At 71.5% G+C, this 14,361-nt stretch carries 11 protein-coding genes and 1 pseudogene; 8 read left to right on the top strand and 4 right to left on the bottom strand.

All coding sequences use genetic code 11. The annotated features are described in order from the left end of the window. Positions 1-39 precede the first annotated feature (39 nt). Positions 40-756: a cysteine hydrolase family protein gene (locus tag NX801_RS02090; RefSeq protein WP_258784982.1), complete on the bottom strand. Its 717-nt coding sequence runs from the start codon at positions 754-756 to the stop codon at positions 40-42. A gap of 35 nt (positions 757-791) precedes the next feature. On the opposite strand from NX801_RS02090, the gene NX801_RS02095 reads away from it, so the two are divergent. The 6 genes and pseudogenes from NX801_RS02095 to NX801_RS02120 all read left to right on the top strand — a co-directional run bounded on the left by NX801_RS02095 (position 792) and on the right by NX801_RS02120 (position 8,587). Continuing rightward, positions 792-1,322: a PadR family transcriptional regulator gene (locus NX801_RS02095; protein WP_258784983.1), complete on the top strand. Its 531-nt coding sequence runs from the start codon at positions 792-794 to the stop codon at positions 1,320-1,322. Positions 1,323-1,839: 517 nt separating this feature from the next. Next, a pseudogene (locus tag NX801_RS02100) lies at positions 1,840-3,083 on the top strand (helix-turn-helix domain-containing protein). Positions 3,084-3,407: 324 nt separating this feature from the next. Further along, the gene (locus NX801_RS02105; RefSeq protein ID WP_258784984.1) at positions 3,408-4,202 is read left to right on the top strand and encodes a toll/interleukin-1 receptor domain-containing protein; all 795 of its coding nucleotides are present in this window, start codon (positions 3,408-3,410) and stop codon (positions 4,200-4,202) included. After that, positions 4,199-6,187, top strand: a complete 1,989-nt coding sequence (locus NX801_RS02110) for a hypothetical protein (protein WP_258784985.1) — start codon at positions 4,199-4,201, stop codon at positions 6,185-6,187. The genes NX801_RS02105 and NX801_RS02110 overlap by 4 nt, the downstream gene beginning before the upstream one ends. Beyond that, positions 6,184-7,533, top strand: coding sequence for a hypothetical protein (locus NX801_RS02115; RefSeq protein WP_258784986.1), 1,350 nt, complete (start codon positions 6,184-6,186; stop codon positions 7,531-7,533). Before NX801_RS02110 ends, NX801_RS02115 begins: the two co-directional genes overlap by 4 nt. Positions 7,534-8,065: 532 nt before the next feature. Further along, positions 8,066-8,587, top strand: coding sequence for a Uma2 family endonuclease (locus NX801_RS02120; protein WP_258785223.1), 522 nt, complete (start codon positions 8,066-8,068; stop codon positions 8,585-8,587). A gap of 108 nt (positions 8,588-8,695) precedes the next feature. On the opposite strand, the gene ychF is transcribed toward NX801_RS02120, so the two are convergent. Next, a complete protein-coding gene (ychF, locus tag NX801_RS02125; protein WP_258784987.1) occupies positions 8,696-9,784 on the bottom strand; it encodes a redox-regulated ATPase YchF in 1,089 nt (362 codons plus the stop codon). A 185-nt stretch (positions 9,785-9,969) separates the two neighbouring features. Here ychF and NX801_RS02130 point away from each other — a divergent pair, with 185 nt between their 5' ends. Further along, on the top strand, positions 9,970-10,581 hold the full coding sequence (locus tag NX801_RS02130) for a DUF6542 domain-containing protein (RefSeq protein ID WP_258784988.1): 612 nt from the start codon (positions 9,970-9,972) through the stop codon (positions 10,579-10,581). Positions 10,582-10,636: 55 nt separating this feature from the next. On the opposite strand, the gene ppgK is transcribed toward NX801_RS02130, so the two are convergent. Both ppgK and NX801_RS02140 read right to left on the bottom strand, forming a co-directional pair. Then, complete coding sequence (gene ppgK / locus NX801_RS02135; RefSeq protein ID WP_309505764.1) at positions 10,637-11,377, bottom strand: polyphosphate--glucose phosphotransferase; 741 nt, start codon at positions 11,375-11,377, stop codon at positions 10,637-10,639. Positions 11,378-11,518: 141 nt separating this feature from the next. Next, complete coding sequence (locus NX801_RS02140) at positions 11,519-12,517, bottom strand: 4-hydroxy-3-methylbut-2-enyl diphosphate reductase (protein WP_258784990.1); 999 nt, start codon at positions 12,515-12,517, stop codon at positions 11,519-11,521. Positions 12,518-12,759: 242 nt separating this feature from the next. Between NX801_RS02140 and NX801_RS02145 the strand changes: the two genes are divergently transcribed. Continuing rightward, the gene (locus tag NX801_RS02145; protein WP_258785225.1) at positions 12,760-14,100 is read left to right on the top strand and encodes an APC family permease; all 1,341 of its coding nucleotides are present in this window, start codon (positions 12,760-12,762) and stop codon (positions 14,098-14,100) included. The last annotated feature ends 261 nt before the right edge of the window (positions 14,101-14,361 follow it).

Below are 14,361 nucleotides of genomic sequence, written 5' to 3' on the forward strand. Positions count from 1 at the left end.
CCGACACACCCCGGCCACGACACCCCGGCCCGTCCTCCCTCATCGACCGCGGCCCCTGCGAGAGGTCGCCCACCACCGCCCCCTGCGGCGACCGCCGGCACCGGAGGCTCCACCACCCGCCAGGGCGGCCGCGATCTCCTCGGCGGTCAGCACCAGCGCGAAACCCTTGCGCAGCACCGCGAGCTCCGGTTCCTGCCGTGACTCGTCGTCGGTGGCCGTGACATCCGAGCCGAACACCACCTGGTAGCCGCGCTCGTACGCCTGCCGGGCGGTGGTGCCGCAGCAGTAGTTGGTGAGCGTGCCCGTGACGACGACCGTGTCGCGGCCCAGATTGCGGAGCACGGTGTCGAGCGGGGTGTCGTAGAACGCCCCGTAGGAGGGCTTGCGGATCACGACCTCGTCCGGACGGCACCCCATCGGACCCCACACCTCGGCCGGCCCCGGCCGGCACCAGCCGGTGTCGGCATGCGGAAGACGGCGCAGGGCGCGCGGCCGGTCGAGCCCGAGATGCGTGTCGTCGAAAATGGTCCAGATCACCGGGACGGAAGCGGCCCGACAGGCCTCCACCAGGCGCCGCAACCGCACCGCCATTCGGGTCGCCGCAGGCACCCAGTAGGGGCTCCAGCCGGTCCGGACGAACTCGTCCTGCATGTCGATGACCAGCAGGGCCGTACGCTCCGGCCGCACCTCGAACGACGCCCGGCCGCGTTCATAGGCGTCCCGGGCTCGCGCGGCCACCCATTCCTCGGTGTACATGAATCATCTCCCTCGATTCGAGGTACCTCGTTTCGATGTGCGACAGTAGCACCATGCTGGAACTCGCGATCCTGGGATTCCTGGCCGACGGCCCCCTGCACGGCTACCAACTGCGCCGCCTCGTCGCCCATCTGTCGGGCCATGTCCGGCCGGTCAGCGACGGCAGCCTCTACCCGGCGATCAACCGTCTGGTCAAGGCCGGGCTGCTGGACCGGCGAACCGAACCGGGCACCTCGGCCGCCCGGCGCCACACCCTCAGCCTGACCACCGAGGGCCTGGCCGAACTGCTGCGCCGCCTCCGGGAACCCAGCGACCTGGACATCAGCGACAGCACCCGGTACTTCACGATCCTGGCCTTCCTCTCCCGGCTCCCTGACCCCGCCGACCGGCGAGCGGTGCTGCGCCGGCGGCTGGATTTCCTGGAGCGGCCCGCGAGCTTCTTCCACGACGGCGACCGCCCCCTCCGGGCCGAGGACGTCGAGGACCCGTACCGGCGCGGCATGCTCACCATCGCCCGCGCCACCAGCCGCGCCGAGCAGTCCTGGCTGCGGGACATGCTGGCGTGAGCCTCGGCACCAGGCACGACCGCCTCCCACGTGCGGGGAAAGCGCACCCGTGCGCGAAGGGGAAGCGCCCCTGGAGGCACACAGCCATCCGGAGCATGGTTCCGCAGCATCCTGGCCGAACTGACCGAGCCCGAGAGTGACCGTGCGGTTTCAGCACCGCCGCACCCGTTCACCACCGGAACACCGGCGGCTGTGGGTCGGCCTGCACCGAGCCGCCCGCCGGGGATTCGCGACGTGGCACGAAGAGACTCCCTCGTTCCACCATCCGCCGCCCTCCTACTCGCAGCGGCCAGACCGTGCCGACCGAAGGGCGAAGAACCACAGAAGAGGCAACGGGCAACCCCGCTGAACGCTGATTTCCGGGACGCGCCTCGTGTCAAACTCGCTCTCGGATGTGAAGCGAAACGATCAGTCACGACGGACTCAGCCGTCGATCTTCGCGTGGGCCGGCAAACACCGAACGAAGAGCTCCGAGAGGGCACATGACCCTCAGTCACTGCTCAACGGAAGGCTACCGATGAATACAACCTCACGTTTCGGCCCGGAACTTCGCCGTTTACGGCTGGAAGCGGGACTTACCCTGACCGAGTTCTCCGCAGCGCTCAACTACGACAAGGGCCACCTCAGCAAGGTCGAGCGCGGGGAGCGTGCCGCGTCTCCCGAACTGGCCCGGCGGTGTGACGCCTTCCTCGGCGCGAACGGCGAGCTGCAACGCCTGGCCGCCCGCCCCGAGACCGGCTCGGACACCAGCGAGACCCCCGCCACCCCGAGCCGCTGGCCCGTCGGGCGCCGGACGGTCCTCTCGGCGGGTACGGGGGCGCTGATCGACCTCGGCCTGGAACTCGGCGGTCAGGCAGCTTCTGCCGTAGACCCTCTCCTCCCCTCCTTCCGCGCGCAGTTCGACCAGTTGCGAAAGCTCGGCCAGTCCACCGCGCCGAAGGTCTTGCTTCCCCTCCTGGAAACGCAGACACGGACGATCGCCGGGCTGGCCGCCGACGCCCGTCCGCCATGCGGGCCCCCGCGCTCCTGCTCGCGTCGCGGTTCGCGGAGTTCACCGGCTGGATGGCCCAGGAGGCCGGGGACAGCGGCGCGGCACTCGGCTGGACCGGTGAGGCCGCCGAACTGGCGCGCGCCGGGGGTGATCCGTACCTCGGCTCCTACGCCCACGTACGGCGCGCCCTGGTCACGCTCTACGACGGGGACGCCGCGGGCACCGTCGCCCTGGCCCGCCGGGCCCAGAGCGACGAACTCCCGCCGCGCATCCGGGGGCTCGCGGCCCAGCGCGAGGCGCAGGGACACGCGCTGGTCGGGGACGAACGCGCCTGCCTGAGCAGCCTCGACAGGGCGCGAGAGCTGCTCGGAAGCGACGACGCTCGCAGCGGCGCCGAGCCCGTGATCGGCACCACCCACGTGAGCGATCCGGCGGCGATGACGACCGGCTGGTGCCTGCACGACCTCGGTCGTCCCAAGGCAGCCGCCGAGGTCCTCGACCGGGAGTGCCACCGCCTCCCGCCGCACGCGCTGCGAACCCGCGCCCGGTACGGCTTCCGCAGGTCCTTGGCCCACGCCGCCTGCGGCGAGGTCGAGCACGCGTGCACGATCGCCAGGGAGCTCCTGGGGATGATGCCGACGGTGCCTTCGGCGACGGTGAACAGCGACGTCCGGCGCCTCGCGCGGGAACTGTCCCGGTTCCGGAGCAGCCGGGCCGTGCGCGATCTGCAACCGGCGCTGGCACGGGTACTCGCCCCCGCGCAGGACTGACGCCGGCTGCACGGCCGGCACGGCTCGAGCCACCCGGCTCGCCGGACCAGTTCACCGCCGCCGGCCCTCCGAATCCCATGGCCCCCGGCGGGACTCTCCACCCCGGCGCTCACACCGCACCCCGATCTCATCAGGCTGCCCGTGCGCAGTGACGCGCCGGGCGGCGTACCTCCATCCGCACGCCCTCCGGCGGACGCACCGCGCCACCACAAGGCAGGGGCCTCATGACCCAGGCGGACCGGGCCTCGAAGTGCCGGTCCACAGCCCCGCACCCGTACCCCATTCACCCTCGTCTTCCATCTTCCTCTCACGAAGGGAACCTTCATGCGCGACGTCTTCGTCAACTACCGCACAGGCGACGAGGAGACCGCGGCGACCATGATCGCGCGCGAGCTCTCCCGCCGGTTCGGACCCGAACGGATCTTCTTCGCCAGCGAGTCGATCGAGGCCGGACGCCGCTTCCCGATGGAACTGGTCAAGGCTGTGGAGGAGTGCGAGGCGCTCCTCGCCGTGATCGGCCCGCGCTGGGCCGAGGCGCGGGGGGCCGACGGCCGCCCCGCCCTCGAAGCCGAACGGGACTGGACCCGTCGTGAGCTCCGGACCGCGCTCGACCGCGGGATCCTGGTGATTCCCGTACTCGTCGGCAAGACCACGCGGATCGACCGCACCGTCCTCCCGGATGATCTGCGGGAACTCGCGGACTGCCAGTACCGGCGGTTCGACCACCGCAATTCCGGGTCGGACCTGACGGCCCTCGGCGACACCCTCGCAAGGCTGCTGCCCGGGCTGGGCGCGGTGGACCGCGACGCCCGTGCGGCGCGGGAGCGGGCGGAGCCGAAGTCCCGCGGGGAGTCCGCCCAGGGGGTCGGGCACACCAGGATGCGGACGCGCGACGTCGAGCAGCGCGTGCGCGGCGGCATCGGGAACCTCAACGGAGACCTGTCCGGAACCTTTGTCAACGAGTCGCAGGGGCCCGTGAACACCGGCCGGGGACATCAGTACAACGCGCCTCACTTCCAGGGTGACAACACCGGGGTCCAGTACACGGCGGGCGACAACAGCGGCACGGTCCATCAGCGCTTCCAGCGCGAGCGCCGGCGCTCGGACGACGGACGATGACCGAGCAGGACCCCGTCACCGTCAACGATCCACGCGGCCCGGTGAACAATGGTGGGGGACACCAGTACGTCTTCTACGGCGCCGGCGCGGACTGGATGACCCGTAAAGCGGGCGTGCCCCTCCGGATCGCCCGCGAGGACCGGATGCGCCTGGCCGACCGGTTCGTGCCACCGGCGGGTTACCGCGTCGCCGCCGACCGCCTGGAGAAGCCCGGATCGGTGGTGCTGCTGGACGCTCCGCCCGGCAGCGGCCGCCGCGCTGCGGCGATCATGCTGCTGCACGGCCTCGATGAGGACGGAGGCGCCGTCGAGGGGGTCCGGTTCGAGGAGCTTCCCGCCACGGACAACGGCCAGGACGAGGCCACTCCCGCCCCCGGTGAGGGGGACCGCTTCCTCCTCGACCTCTCCGGGATCGCCGACGAGGAGGCGTACGCCAAGGCCCAGCGCCGCCTGGCCGTGCGCCGTTCGCAGGTCCAGGAGGCGGGGGCCCATATGGTCGTCGTCCTGCCGACGGGCATGGGGCACGCCCACGCACCGGATTTCGAACCGCACACGGTGACGCTGGGGCGCCCCCGGGGCATCGCCGTCATCACCCGGTACCTCCGCATGGACCGGATGCCCTTCCGCCCCGCGGACCTGGAGAGCACGGGTCTTCAGCCCCTGTGTGACCGCTCCCCCATGCGCGAACTGGCGCGGCTCGCGGGGCTGGTGAGGGCCGCTCGCGACAGCGGCCGGTTCGGTGCCGACTTCGCGGGTTGGCTCGACCAGGCGATGCACGCGGTGACCGACCGTGCCGGCGAGGTGGGCCAACAGGTGGCCAAAGCGCGCACCACGCCCGAACGGGCCCTGCTGCTCACGACCGCGATGTTCGAGGATGTCCGGGCCGACACCGTCTACGAGGCATGGCACGACCTGATGAGGACAGTGAGGCACGAGGAAGAGGTGACCACCGAGCTGGCACGGACGGATTTCGGGGAGCGGTTGACAGCTCTCGGGATCGAACGCGACCCGGACGGTCGGCTTCGCTTCGGGCGGCTGGCCTACGCCGACGCGGTACGGACGTACTTCTGGGCGAACTTCCCCGGGGTGCGCGACGACCTCAAGGACTGGATCGACCATGCCGCCGGGCTGCGCGGTCTGACCACTGACGACCGGGTGAACATCGTCGTCCGCTTCGGTGAGCGATCTCTGGCCGTCGGGCGGCCCGACCACCTCTTCGAGCTCGTGGTGCGCTGGGCGGCCCGCGCGACCGGGGCCTCCTGTGACCCGCGAGCCGTAGCAGCCCTGGAACTCGGTCTTAGCCACGAACGGTTCGGGGGATGGTTCCGCAGGCGGATGTACGAGTGCGCGAGATCCGGCCCCTTGTCGGACGGTCTCGCCCGCGTCCTGATCACCGCCTGCCTCCAGAGCCTCGGCGCGACGCACCCGGATCAGGCGATGGTGCGGCTTCACTACCTCGCCGTGCGGAGGGGCGAGGTGGCGGGCGAGGCCCGGGAGGCACTGCTCGACCTCGTCGGCCGCGACCGCCGGCTCTACCGGTTGCTGATCGACCGCCTGCGGGACCGGACGCGTCGGGACCCGCGCTGGGCGGAGCCTCATCTTCGCCTGCTCACCGAGCTGTTGAGGAGCGACCGGGCACCGGACCCACCGCCGTGGCCGGACCTGTTCCTGGGCTGGGAGACGGTTCTCTCCCAGCCACCGACGGAGCTCTGGAACCCACTGGTGAGTAGCTGGCTGAACGCTGCGGCGGACGACAGTACGCGGGAGATGGCGCTGGACGTGATGGTCGGGGCGACACACGGCCGCCCGGCCGCTCTCCACCGCCTCTACACCATCGCCTGCGACTGGGCAGGTCTCGCGCGTCACCCGTCCCGGGCGGCCGTCGCCGCCCTCTTCTGGCAGCACATCGACCACACGCGGTACGCCCGCGCGGAGAGTACCGGGCGCACGGGCACCGGATCACGGACCACGGAAGAGGCACGATGAAACACCGCTTTCCCAGCCTGCTGTTCGCCACTCTCTGCGGCCTCGCGCCGGTGGTGCTCGGTAACGTCCTGGACTGGTCACCGTGGCTGTGGGGTTTCATGTCCATGGTCACGATTTCGGGCTCTCTGCTGCTCGTGATGACGGTCCTCAGCGGTGGTCGCGCGTCGGCCGACCCGTACGAACTCGCGGAGCCCGAGCCGCCCGTGGCCCCCACGGAGCAGCCGTACCAGGAGACGCGGGTGGTCGACGCGGCACTGCCGAGCGCGACGGACGGTTACGAATTCCTCTTCTCCGCCACCGTGTGGTGGAGGTCGGCCTCCGACCTCGCCGGCCGGCCCGACGGAGCCTTCCCTGCCCTCGCCGTGTCCTCGGTCGTCAGCCGGGCCCTGGAGGTCGTCCGCGGCGAGGAGCCCGGCCGAGCGAGTTTCGCGCGGTACCTCCTGGAGGGTGAGCTGGGTGTCCCGCTCCCGGATCGGAGCGGACGGGTGACGGCCCTGGCAGCCGATGTGACGCTGACCCTCGCTCCCGCCGACCGCGAGCGCCTGCGCAAGTTGAACGACCTTCGCAAGGACGAGGAGATCTGGGAGTACGAGCGTCAGCACGAGCGCAACAAGCGGCGCTACCTCGGTGACGACGTTCTCAAGAGCGCGGGCAGCACGGTGGTGTGGTGGCTGGCCCGGCACGAGGACGAAATCGAGAAGGCGGTCGACATGATCGGCCCGCTCGCCCAGATCGCGGCCGCTGCCAACGACGAGGAGGTGCCCGAACTCTTCCGCCGCCTGCTCGTCCCGCCCGTGGAGGCGCGGAGCGAAGCGACCGTCGGGGGCCCGCCGTGGGACACGCACAGCCGGCAAGAAGGGACGTTCCGCGAGGAGGAGATGGGGGTCTCGGATCGGCTGCGCCTGTTGCTGACGGCGGTGGGCCTGAAGCCGGACATGGACGGCTACACCGTGTTCGTGCACCGCGTGGTGCGGACCCTGGAAGCGGAGGGGCTGGACGAGGCCGCCGAAGAGATCAGGCGGACCCTTCTCCCGGCACCCGACGAGGGCAGGGGCGAAGAGCCGGAAGGCGGTCATCCGGGCGAGGGAGGCACCACAGGGCCCTGGTCGCCACGCTTCCCGGCCCCCGATGGCTCGCCGTTCACCAACGCGGCCGCGGGCCCGGATGCCGACGCGGGCACCTTCCCACCGGGGGCGACGGAGAGCGGCGCGGGCGAACGGAACCGGGGCTGGCAGGAGCCGAGTGAGGACGACATGGCGCCTCCGTATTTCTGGGAAGCCTCGTACAGCCCACACCGGCCCGCCGCACCTCGCGTGCGGGACGAGGACGACGAAGACAGGAGCTGACCCGGCAGGCGGTCGGCTCTCGGAGGCTCCCCTTCACCGCACAGCACGAACTCTGCCCCGGGCGAAGGCGGGGGCAGGGAAAGCGGCACGGAAGAGTGTGAGCGCAGACCCCTCGGCCCCCCTGCCCTCCTATGGAGCCGCGGTCCCCGAACCAGCACGGCAACCTCACCGGCGCCCCAGCACCGTCCCAGCCCGGGAAATGACCGAGGGGGCCCGACCTCGAAAGGTCGGGTCCCCTTCCGACTTGTGTGTTTGCCAGGTCCGCCACAGTCACGTGGTGATATGTCACCCGTTACACAATGAAGCGGAACGTCCGCGACAACGCTCCCACCTGCGGAAACGTCATTTGGGACGGGTCAAGTCAGCACAGAATCGGCACGGGCGGCAGAGGCGCCGGCGGGCGGGGACAGGAGGGGGCTCCACCGTCCGTGATCTCGTGGCCCGGACCTCCCCGAGTCGCTACGGTTGAGCCATGACCGCACTGCCCGACTGGGTGCGCCCGCCTCGCGCGGAAGGCTGGTAAGCGGAGGACCTGGACCGCCTCCCGGAAGCACCGCGCCACACCGAGCTGATCGACGGAGCCCTCGTATTCATGATGTCCCCGCAACGGTGGTGGCACGGCCATCTCGTCACGATGCTCACCGTGGCCCTCATGGAGCAGGCGCCGCCCGACGTAAGAGTGGGGCGGGAGATGACCATCAAGCTCGATCAACGCAATCGGCCCGAGCCGGCTCTGTTGGTGACGACGGCCGACTTCGACGGCGACCGCACCTGGTTCGCACCGGATGAAGTACGACTCGCCGTCGAGGTGGTCTCTCCGGAATCCGCCCACCGGGACCGCACGGTAAAGCTCCACAAATACGCAGAGGCCGGCATCCCGCACTACTGGCGCATTGAGGACGAGGACGGAGCACCCATCGTCCACGTCTACGAACTGGACGGGCCGACCGCCACCTATGTGCCCGTCGGCATCTTCAGGGGCTCGCTCCTCCGCCCGGTCCCCTTCGAGATCAACCTCAACCTGCAGAAACTCGCTCCGCCTCCCCGCGGATGAGTCAGCACCACGTCAGCACAGGAATGCGGAAGGGGTCGGGCTCACCAGAGCCCAACCCTACCTGACCTGCATATTTGACGAATTCACTATCTCACAGTAACGAACCGGCTACACGTTGAAGCGGAACTCGACCACGTCGCCGTCCTGCATGATGTAGTCCTTGCCCTCCATGCGGGCCTTGCCGGCGGCGCGGGCTTCGGGGACGGAGCCGGTGGCGACGAGGTCGGAGAAGGAGATGACCTCGGCCTTGATGAAGCCCTTCTGGAAGTCGGTGTGGATGACACCGGCGGCCTCGGGGGCAGTGGCGCCCTTCTTGATGGTCCAGGCGCGGGATTCCTTGGGGCCGGCCGTCAGGTAGGTCTGGAGGCCCAGGGTGGTGAAGCCGACGCGGGCGAGGGTGGCGAGGCCGGGCTCCTCGGCGCCGACGGACTGGAGGAGTTCCATGGCGTCCTCCTCGTCCAGTTCCGCGAGGTCGGCCTCCAGCTTGGCGTTGAGGAAGATGGCCTCGGCCGGGGCGACCAGGGCGCGCTGCTCGGCCTTGAAGGCGTCGTCGGTGAGCTCGTCCTCGTCCACGTTGAAGACGTAGAGGAACGGCTTGGTGGTCAGCAGGTGCAGGTCGTGGAGGGGCTCGGCCCGCTCGCTGCCCTGGACGACGCCGGCCGAGAAGAGGGTGTCGCCCTTCTCCAGGATGGCCTGGGCGGCCTCGACGGCGGCGACCTTGGGGGCGAGGTCCTTCTTGATCCGGGACTCCTTCTGGAGCCGGGGCAGGACCTTCTCGATGGTCTGGAGGTCGGCGAGGATCAGCTCGGTGTTGATCGTCTCGATGTCGTCCCTGGGCGAGACCTTGCCGTCGACATGGACGACGTTCTCGTCCTTGAAGGCGCGGATGACCTGGCAGATCGCGTCGGACTCGCGGATGTTCGCCAGGAACTTGTTGCCCAGGCCCTCGCCCTCGGAGGCGCCGCGGACGATACCGGCGATGTCCAAGAAGTCGACGGTCGCCGGAAGCACCCGCTGGGAGGAGAAGATCTCGGCCAGCTTGGTGAGACGGGCGTCGGGGACGCCGACGACACCGACATTGGGCTCGATGGTGGCGAACGGGTAGTTGGCCGCCAGCACGTCGTTCTTGGTCAGGGCGTTGAACAGGGTCGACTTGCCGACATTCGGCAGGCCGACGATTCCGATCGTGAGCGACACGTTGGCGACTTCCCTAGACGTATGGATGGTGGGCCGATCCCCCAGTTTACGGGCGTACCGCCGGCCGCCGCGACGACGGCCGGGCGGGGAAGGTCCGGTGGCGGCGGCGTGGCGGGTGGCCGAACACCGTACGGAGCCCGTGTTGCTCCCCCGACTCCCGGCACCGGGCGGCCTACGTTGTCGGGGTGGAGCAGCAGCAGAGGAACAGCCCCCCGCGCCGGCGGCCCGGGCCCCGGCCGGTCGCCGGCACCCCGGGCGGCGCGCCCGTGCGGGGCGGCGGCCCGCGTCCGGTCCCCGTCCGGCGGCCCCGGGGCGGCGGTACGGCCGCGGCCCCGGCCGGCCCCGGGCGACGGCCGGGGCCGGGCGGAGGGGCACCGCCTGCGGCCCGGCTCCGGCGGCTGTCCGGGCCCCGGCTGACCGGTCTGGGCACCGGGCTGTTCACCGCCGCCGTCATGCTGGTGCTGGGCTGTCTGGACCGGCTGCTGCTGGACGGCTCGCCCACCGCCTACGGGCTGCTCTTCCTGTCGGTCAGCGCCCTGGCCGCGCTCTGGGTGCGGACGGCCGACCTGGTCGCCGCGCCCATCGCCGTACCGATCGCCTTCGCGGTCGGGGTGGTGCCCGTCGCCGGGGGCTCCGGGGGCGCCGGCGGCCGGCTCATGGCGGTGGTGACCGCGCTGGCCGTGCACGCCGGCTGGCTGTACGGCGGCACCCTGGTCGCCGGGGTCATCGCCACCGTACGGAAGGTCCGGGACATGGAGCGGCGGCAGCGCACCGCCCCGCGCCGTACCGCCCCCTGACACCCCCGGCACGAGGACGGACGAGGACGGACGAGGACGGACGAGGGCGGGGGCGTCAGCGCTTGGCGGCGGCCATGGCGGCGCCGACGATCCCGGCGTTGTTCTGGAGCTGGGCCGGGACGATCTCGGCGCTGATGCCCTCGATCAGCGGCAGGAACTTGTCGGCCTTCCGGCTCACCCCGCCGCCGATGATGAACAGCTCCGGCGAGAACAGCATCTCGACATGGGCCAGGTACTTCTTCACCCGGTGCGCCCAGTCGTGCCAGCTCAGGTCCTTGTCCTCCTTGACCTTGGTGGAGGCGTGCTTCTCGGCCTCGTGGCCGTTCAGCTCCAGGTGGCCCAGCTCGGTGTTGGGGACGAGCCGCCCGTCGGAGAAGAGCGCGCTGCCGATGCCCGTACCGAAGGTCAGCAGGAAGACGGTGCCCTTGCGGCCCTTCCCGGCGCCGAAGGTCATCTCGGCCACCCCGGCGGCATCGGCGTCGTTGAGGACGGTGATCTCCGAACCGGGCAGCCGCTCGCCCAGCAGCGCCGCCGCGTCGGTGCCGACCCATGACTTGTCCACATTGGCGGCCGTGCGGATGGTGGAGCCGGTGACGACACCGGGGAAGGTGACGCCGATCGGCCCCGACCAGCCGAAGTGCTCCACGACCTCGACCACGCCGTCCACCACCGCGCCCGGGGTCGCGGGGTGCGGGGTCAGTACCTTGTGCCGCTCCTGGGCCAGATCGCCGCGGTCCAGGTCCACGGGTGCGCCCTTGATCCCCGACCCGCCGATGTCCACTCCGAAGACGTTCATGGACACCACGGTACGGGCCGGGGCGGGAAGTGACAGCCGGTCAGGGAGGGGAAGGGGTCGCGCGCGACCCGGGCAAGCCCCGGCCTGCGGCCGCCGGGACCGGTGGTCGACCCCGGCCGGCGGCCGGCCGGGGACGGGTCGTCAGCCCCGGTCGGCCAGGGCGGCGGCCTCGGCGCGGAGGTCTCGGCGGAGCTCCTTGGGCAGCGAGAAGGTGATGGACTCCTCGGCGGCCTTCACCAGCTCGACGTCCTGGAAACCGCGCTGCGAGAGCCATTCGAGAACGCCCTCGACCAGTACGTCGGGGACGGAGGCGCCCGAGGTCACGCCGACCGTGGCGACGCCCTCCAGCCAGCTCTCGTCGATCTCCTCGGCGAAGTCGACCAGATGGGCGTCCCGGGCGCCGGCGCCGAGGGCGACCTCGACCAGCCGGACGGAGTTGGAGGAGTTCTTGGAGCCGACCACGATCACCAGGTCCGCGTCCGCGCCCATCTGCTTGACCGCGATCTGGCGGTTCTGGGTGGCGTAGCAGATGTCGTCGCTGGGCGGCGAGACGAGCTGCGGGAACTTCTCCTTCAGCCGGTCGACCGTCTCCATGGTCTCGTCCACCGAGAGGGTGGTCTGGGAGAGCCAGACGACCTTGGAGTCGTCCCGGACGCTGACGTTCTCCACGTCGTCCGGGCCGTCGACCAGGGTGATGTGCTCGGGGGCCTCGCCGGAGGTGCCGATGACCTCCTCGTGGCCCTCGTGGCCGATCAGCAGGATGTCGTAGTCCTCCTTGGCGAACCGGACCGCCTCCTTGTGCACCTTGGTGACCAGCGGGCAGGTGGCGTCGATGGTGGCGAGCTTGCGCTCGGCCGCCTCCGCGTGGACGGTCGGCGCCACGCCGTGCGCGGAGAACATCACGATCGAGCCCTCGGGCACCTCCGCCGTCTCCTCGACGAAGATGGCGCCCTTCCGCTCCAGGGTCTGCACCACGTACTTGTTGTGGACGATCTCGTGCCGGACGTAGATCGGCGCACCGTACTGCTCCAGCGCCTTCTCCACGGCGATCACGGCACGGTCCACACCGGCGCAGTAGCCACGCGGAGCGGCGAGGAGGACGCGCTTGGCGGGCGACGGGCTGGCAGGCGTTGCAGTCATGCCCTCCATCGTAAGGGCGTCCGGGCACCGTAAGGACGCCCAGAAGAGGCCACCGCCCGGACGGCGGGCCGACACTGGGGACCATGGCCGGGACGAGCACACACGGGACGGGACAGCCGGAACAGCCGGAGCGACCGGGGTCGCCGGGACGGGCGGGGCAGGTGGAGCAACCACAGCAGGAGGGGCAGGCAAGGCAGCCGCGGCAAGCAGGACGGGAGGGGCGGCCGGGGCAGCACGAGGGGCTGCGGCGGACGCTGGGATTCCGGGACCTGGTGGTCTACGGGCTCCTCTTCATCGCGCCCATGGCGCCGGTGGGCGTCTTCGGCACCCTGGACGCCAGGTCGCACGGCGCGGTCGCGCTGGTCTATCTGGTGGCGACGGTGGCGATGGCGTTCACGGCGTTCAGTTACGCGCAGATGGTGCGGGTGGCGCCGCGCGCGGGCTCGGTCTTCGCGTACGCCCGCAAGGGTCTCGGCGAGGGGCCGGGCTTCGTCGCGGGGTGGATGGCGATGCTCGACTATCTGCTGATCCCGGCGGTGGCGTACCTCTTCGCGGGGATCGCCATGGAGGCACTGGTGCCCGGGGTGAACCGCTGGATGTGGACGGCGCTGGCGGTGGTGGTGACCACGCTGCTCAACCTCTGGGGGGTACGGGCGGCGGCCCGGGTGGGTTTCGCGGTGCTGGCCCTGGAGATCGTCGTACTGCTGGTCTTCGTGGTCGCGGCGGTGGTGGTGCTGGTCCGGGACGGGGCGCGGCGCGACTGGCTGACCCCGCTCACCGGGGACGCGGGCTTCTCGCTCGCGGCGGTGCTGGGCGCGGTGTCGGTGGCGGTGCTCTCCTATCTGGGCTTCGACGCCATCGCCTCGTTCGCCGAGGAGGTGACCGGCGGCTCGGCCCGGGTGGCGCGGGCGGTGCTGTGCTGTCTGGCGCTGGCGGGGGTGCTCTTCGTGGCGCAGACCTATCTGGTGGCGCTGCTCGAACCGGTCTCCTCGGCCCGGCTGGCGGCGGACCCGGCCGCGCAGGGCTCCGCCTTCTACGACGCCGTGGACTCCTCGGTCGGGGGCTGGCTGCACGACCTGGTGGCGGCGAGCAAGGCGATCGGGGCGGCGTTCGCGGCGCTGGCCGGGCAGGCGGCCGCCGGACGGCTTCTCTTCGCGATGGCCCGGGACCGGCGGCTGCCGCACGCGCTGGCCCGCACCGACTCCGGGGTGCCCCGGGTGGCGCTGCTGCTGGCGGCGGCGGTGACGATGGTGGCGGCGGTCTGGGCGGCCCGGCGGGACGACGGGATGGACCATCTGGTGTCGGTGGTGAACATCGGGGCGCTGACGGCGTTCGTGCTGCTGCACGCCAGTGTGGTCGGCTGGTTCGCGGTACGGCGCGGGGGCACCGGGACGCCGCCGCACTGGCTGCGGCACCTGGTCCTGCCGGTGGTGGGCGCGGCGATTCTGGTGGCGGTGATCGTGGAAGCGGCGGGCTCGGCGCAGCTGGTGGGCGCCGTCTGGCTGGCGGTCGGGCTGGTGGTGCTGACGGCCCAGCGGGGGCGGGGCCGAGGACGGAAGGCGGCGGGCGAGGGGGCCCGGTAGGGCTCCTGCGGGCCTGGGCTCGGGTCGGGACCTCCCGGCCCCGGCCCCGGTCCCGGGCTGGGCGGCCGGCCCGGTGAACAGGGCGTGCCCGGCGGAGGAAGTCGGCTCCCCGGCCCGGGAGCATGAGCCCGGGGGCAGGAACTGCCCCGAGGGGCCCGGGCCCGGGGGTGCGGGTACTGCCCGGGGGCCGGACGGAGGGCGTACGACGCCGGGACGGGCCGAGGCGGGGTCGGTGGCCGGCCGGGGCACCTGGGCGGAGCC

This window comes from Streptomyces pyxinae, from assembly GCF_024756275.1.
GTDB lineage: Bacteria > Actinomycetota > Actinomycetes > Streptomycetales > Streptomycetaceae > Streptomyces > Streptomyces pyxinae.

What these genes read in the sequence shown, in the direction of transcription:
- ppgK (WP_309505764.1), bottom strand. Translation starts at nt 11,377, where the DNA reads ATGAACGTCTTCGGAGTGGACATCGGCGGGTCGGGGATCAAGGGCGCA.
- NX801_RS02090 (WP_258784982.1), bottom strand. Translation starts at nt 756, where the DNA reads ATGTACACCGAGGAATGGGTGGCCGCGCGAGCCCGGGACGCCTATGAA.
- NX801_RS02110 (WP_258784985.1), top strand. Translation starts at nt 4,199, where the DNA reads ATGACCGAGCAGGACCCCGTCACCGTCAACGATCCACGCGGCCCGGTG.
- NX801_RS02095 (WP_258784983.1), top strand. Translation starts at nt 792, where the DNA reads ATGTGCGACAGTAGCACCATGCTGGAACTCGCGATCCTGGGATTCCTG.
- NX801_RS02115 (WP_258784986.1), top strand. Translation starts at nt 6,184, where the DNA reads ATGAAACACCGCTTTCCCAGCCTGCTGTTCGCCACTCTCTGCGGCCTC.
- NX801_RS02140 (WP_258784990.1), bottom strand. Translation starts at nt 12,517, where the DNA reads ATGACTGCAACGCCTGCCAGCCCGTCGCCCGCCAAGCGCGTCCTCCTC.
- NX801_RS02105 (WP_258784984.1), top strand. Translation starts at nt 3,408, where the DNA reads ATGCGCGACGTCTTCGTCAACTACCGCACAGGCGACGAGGAGACCGCG.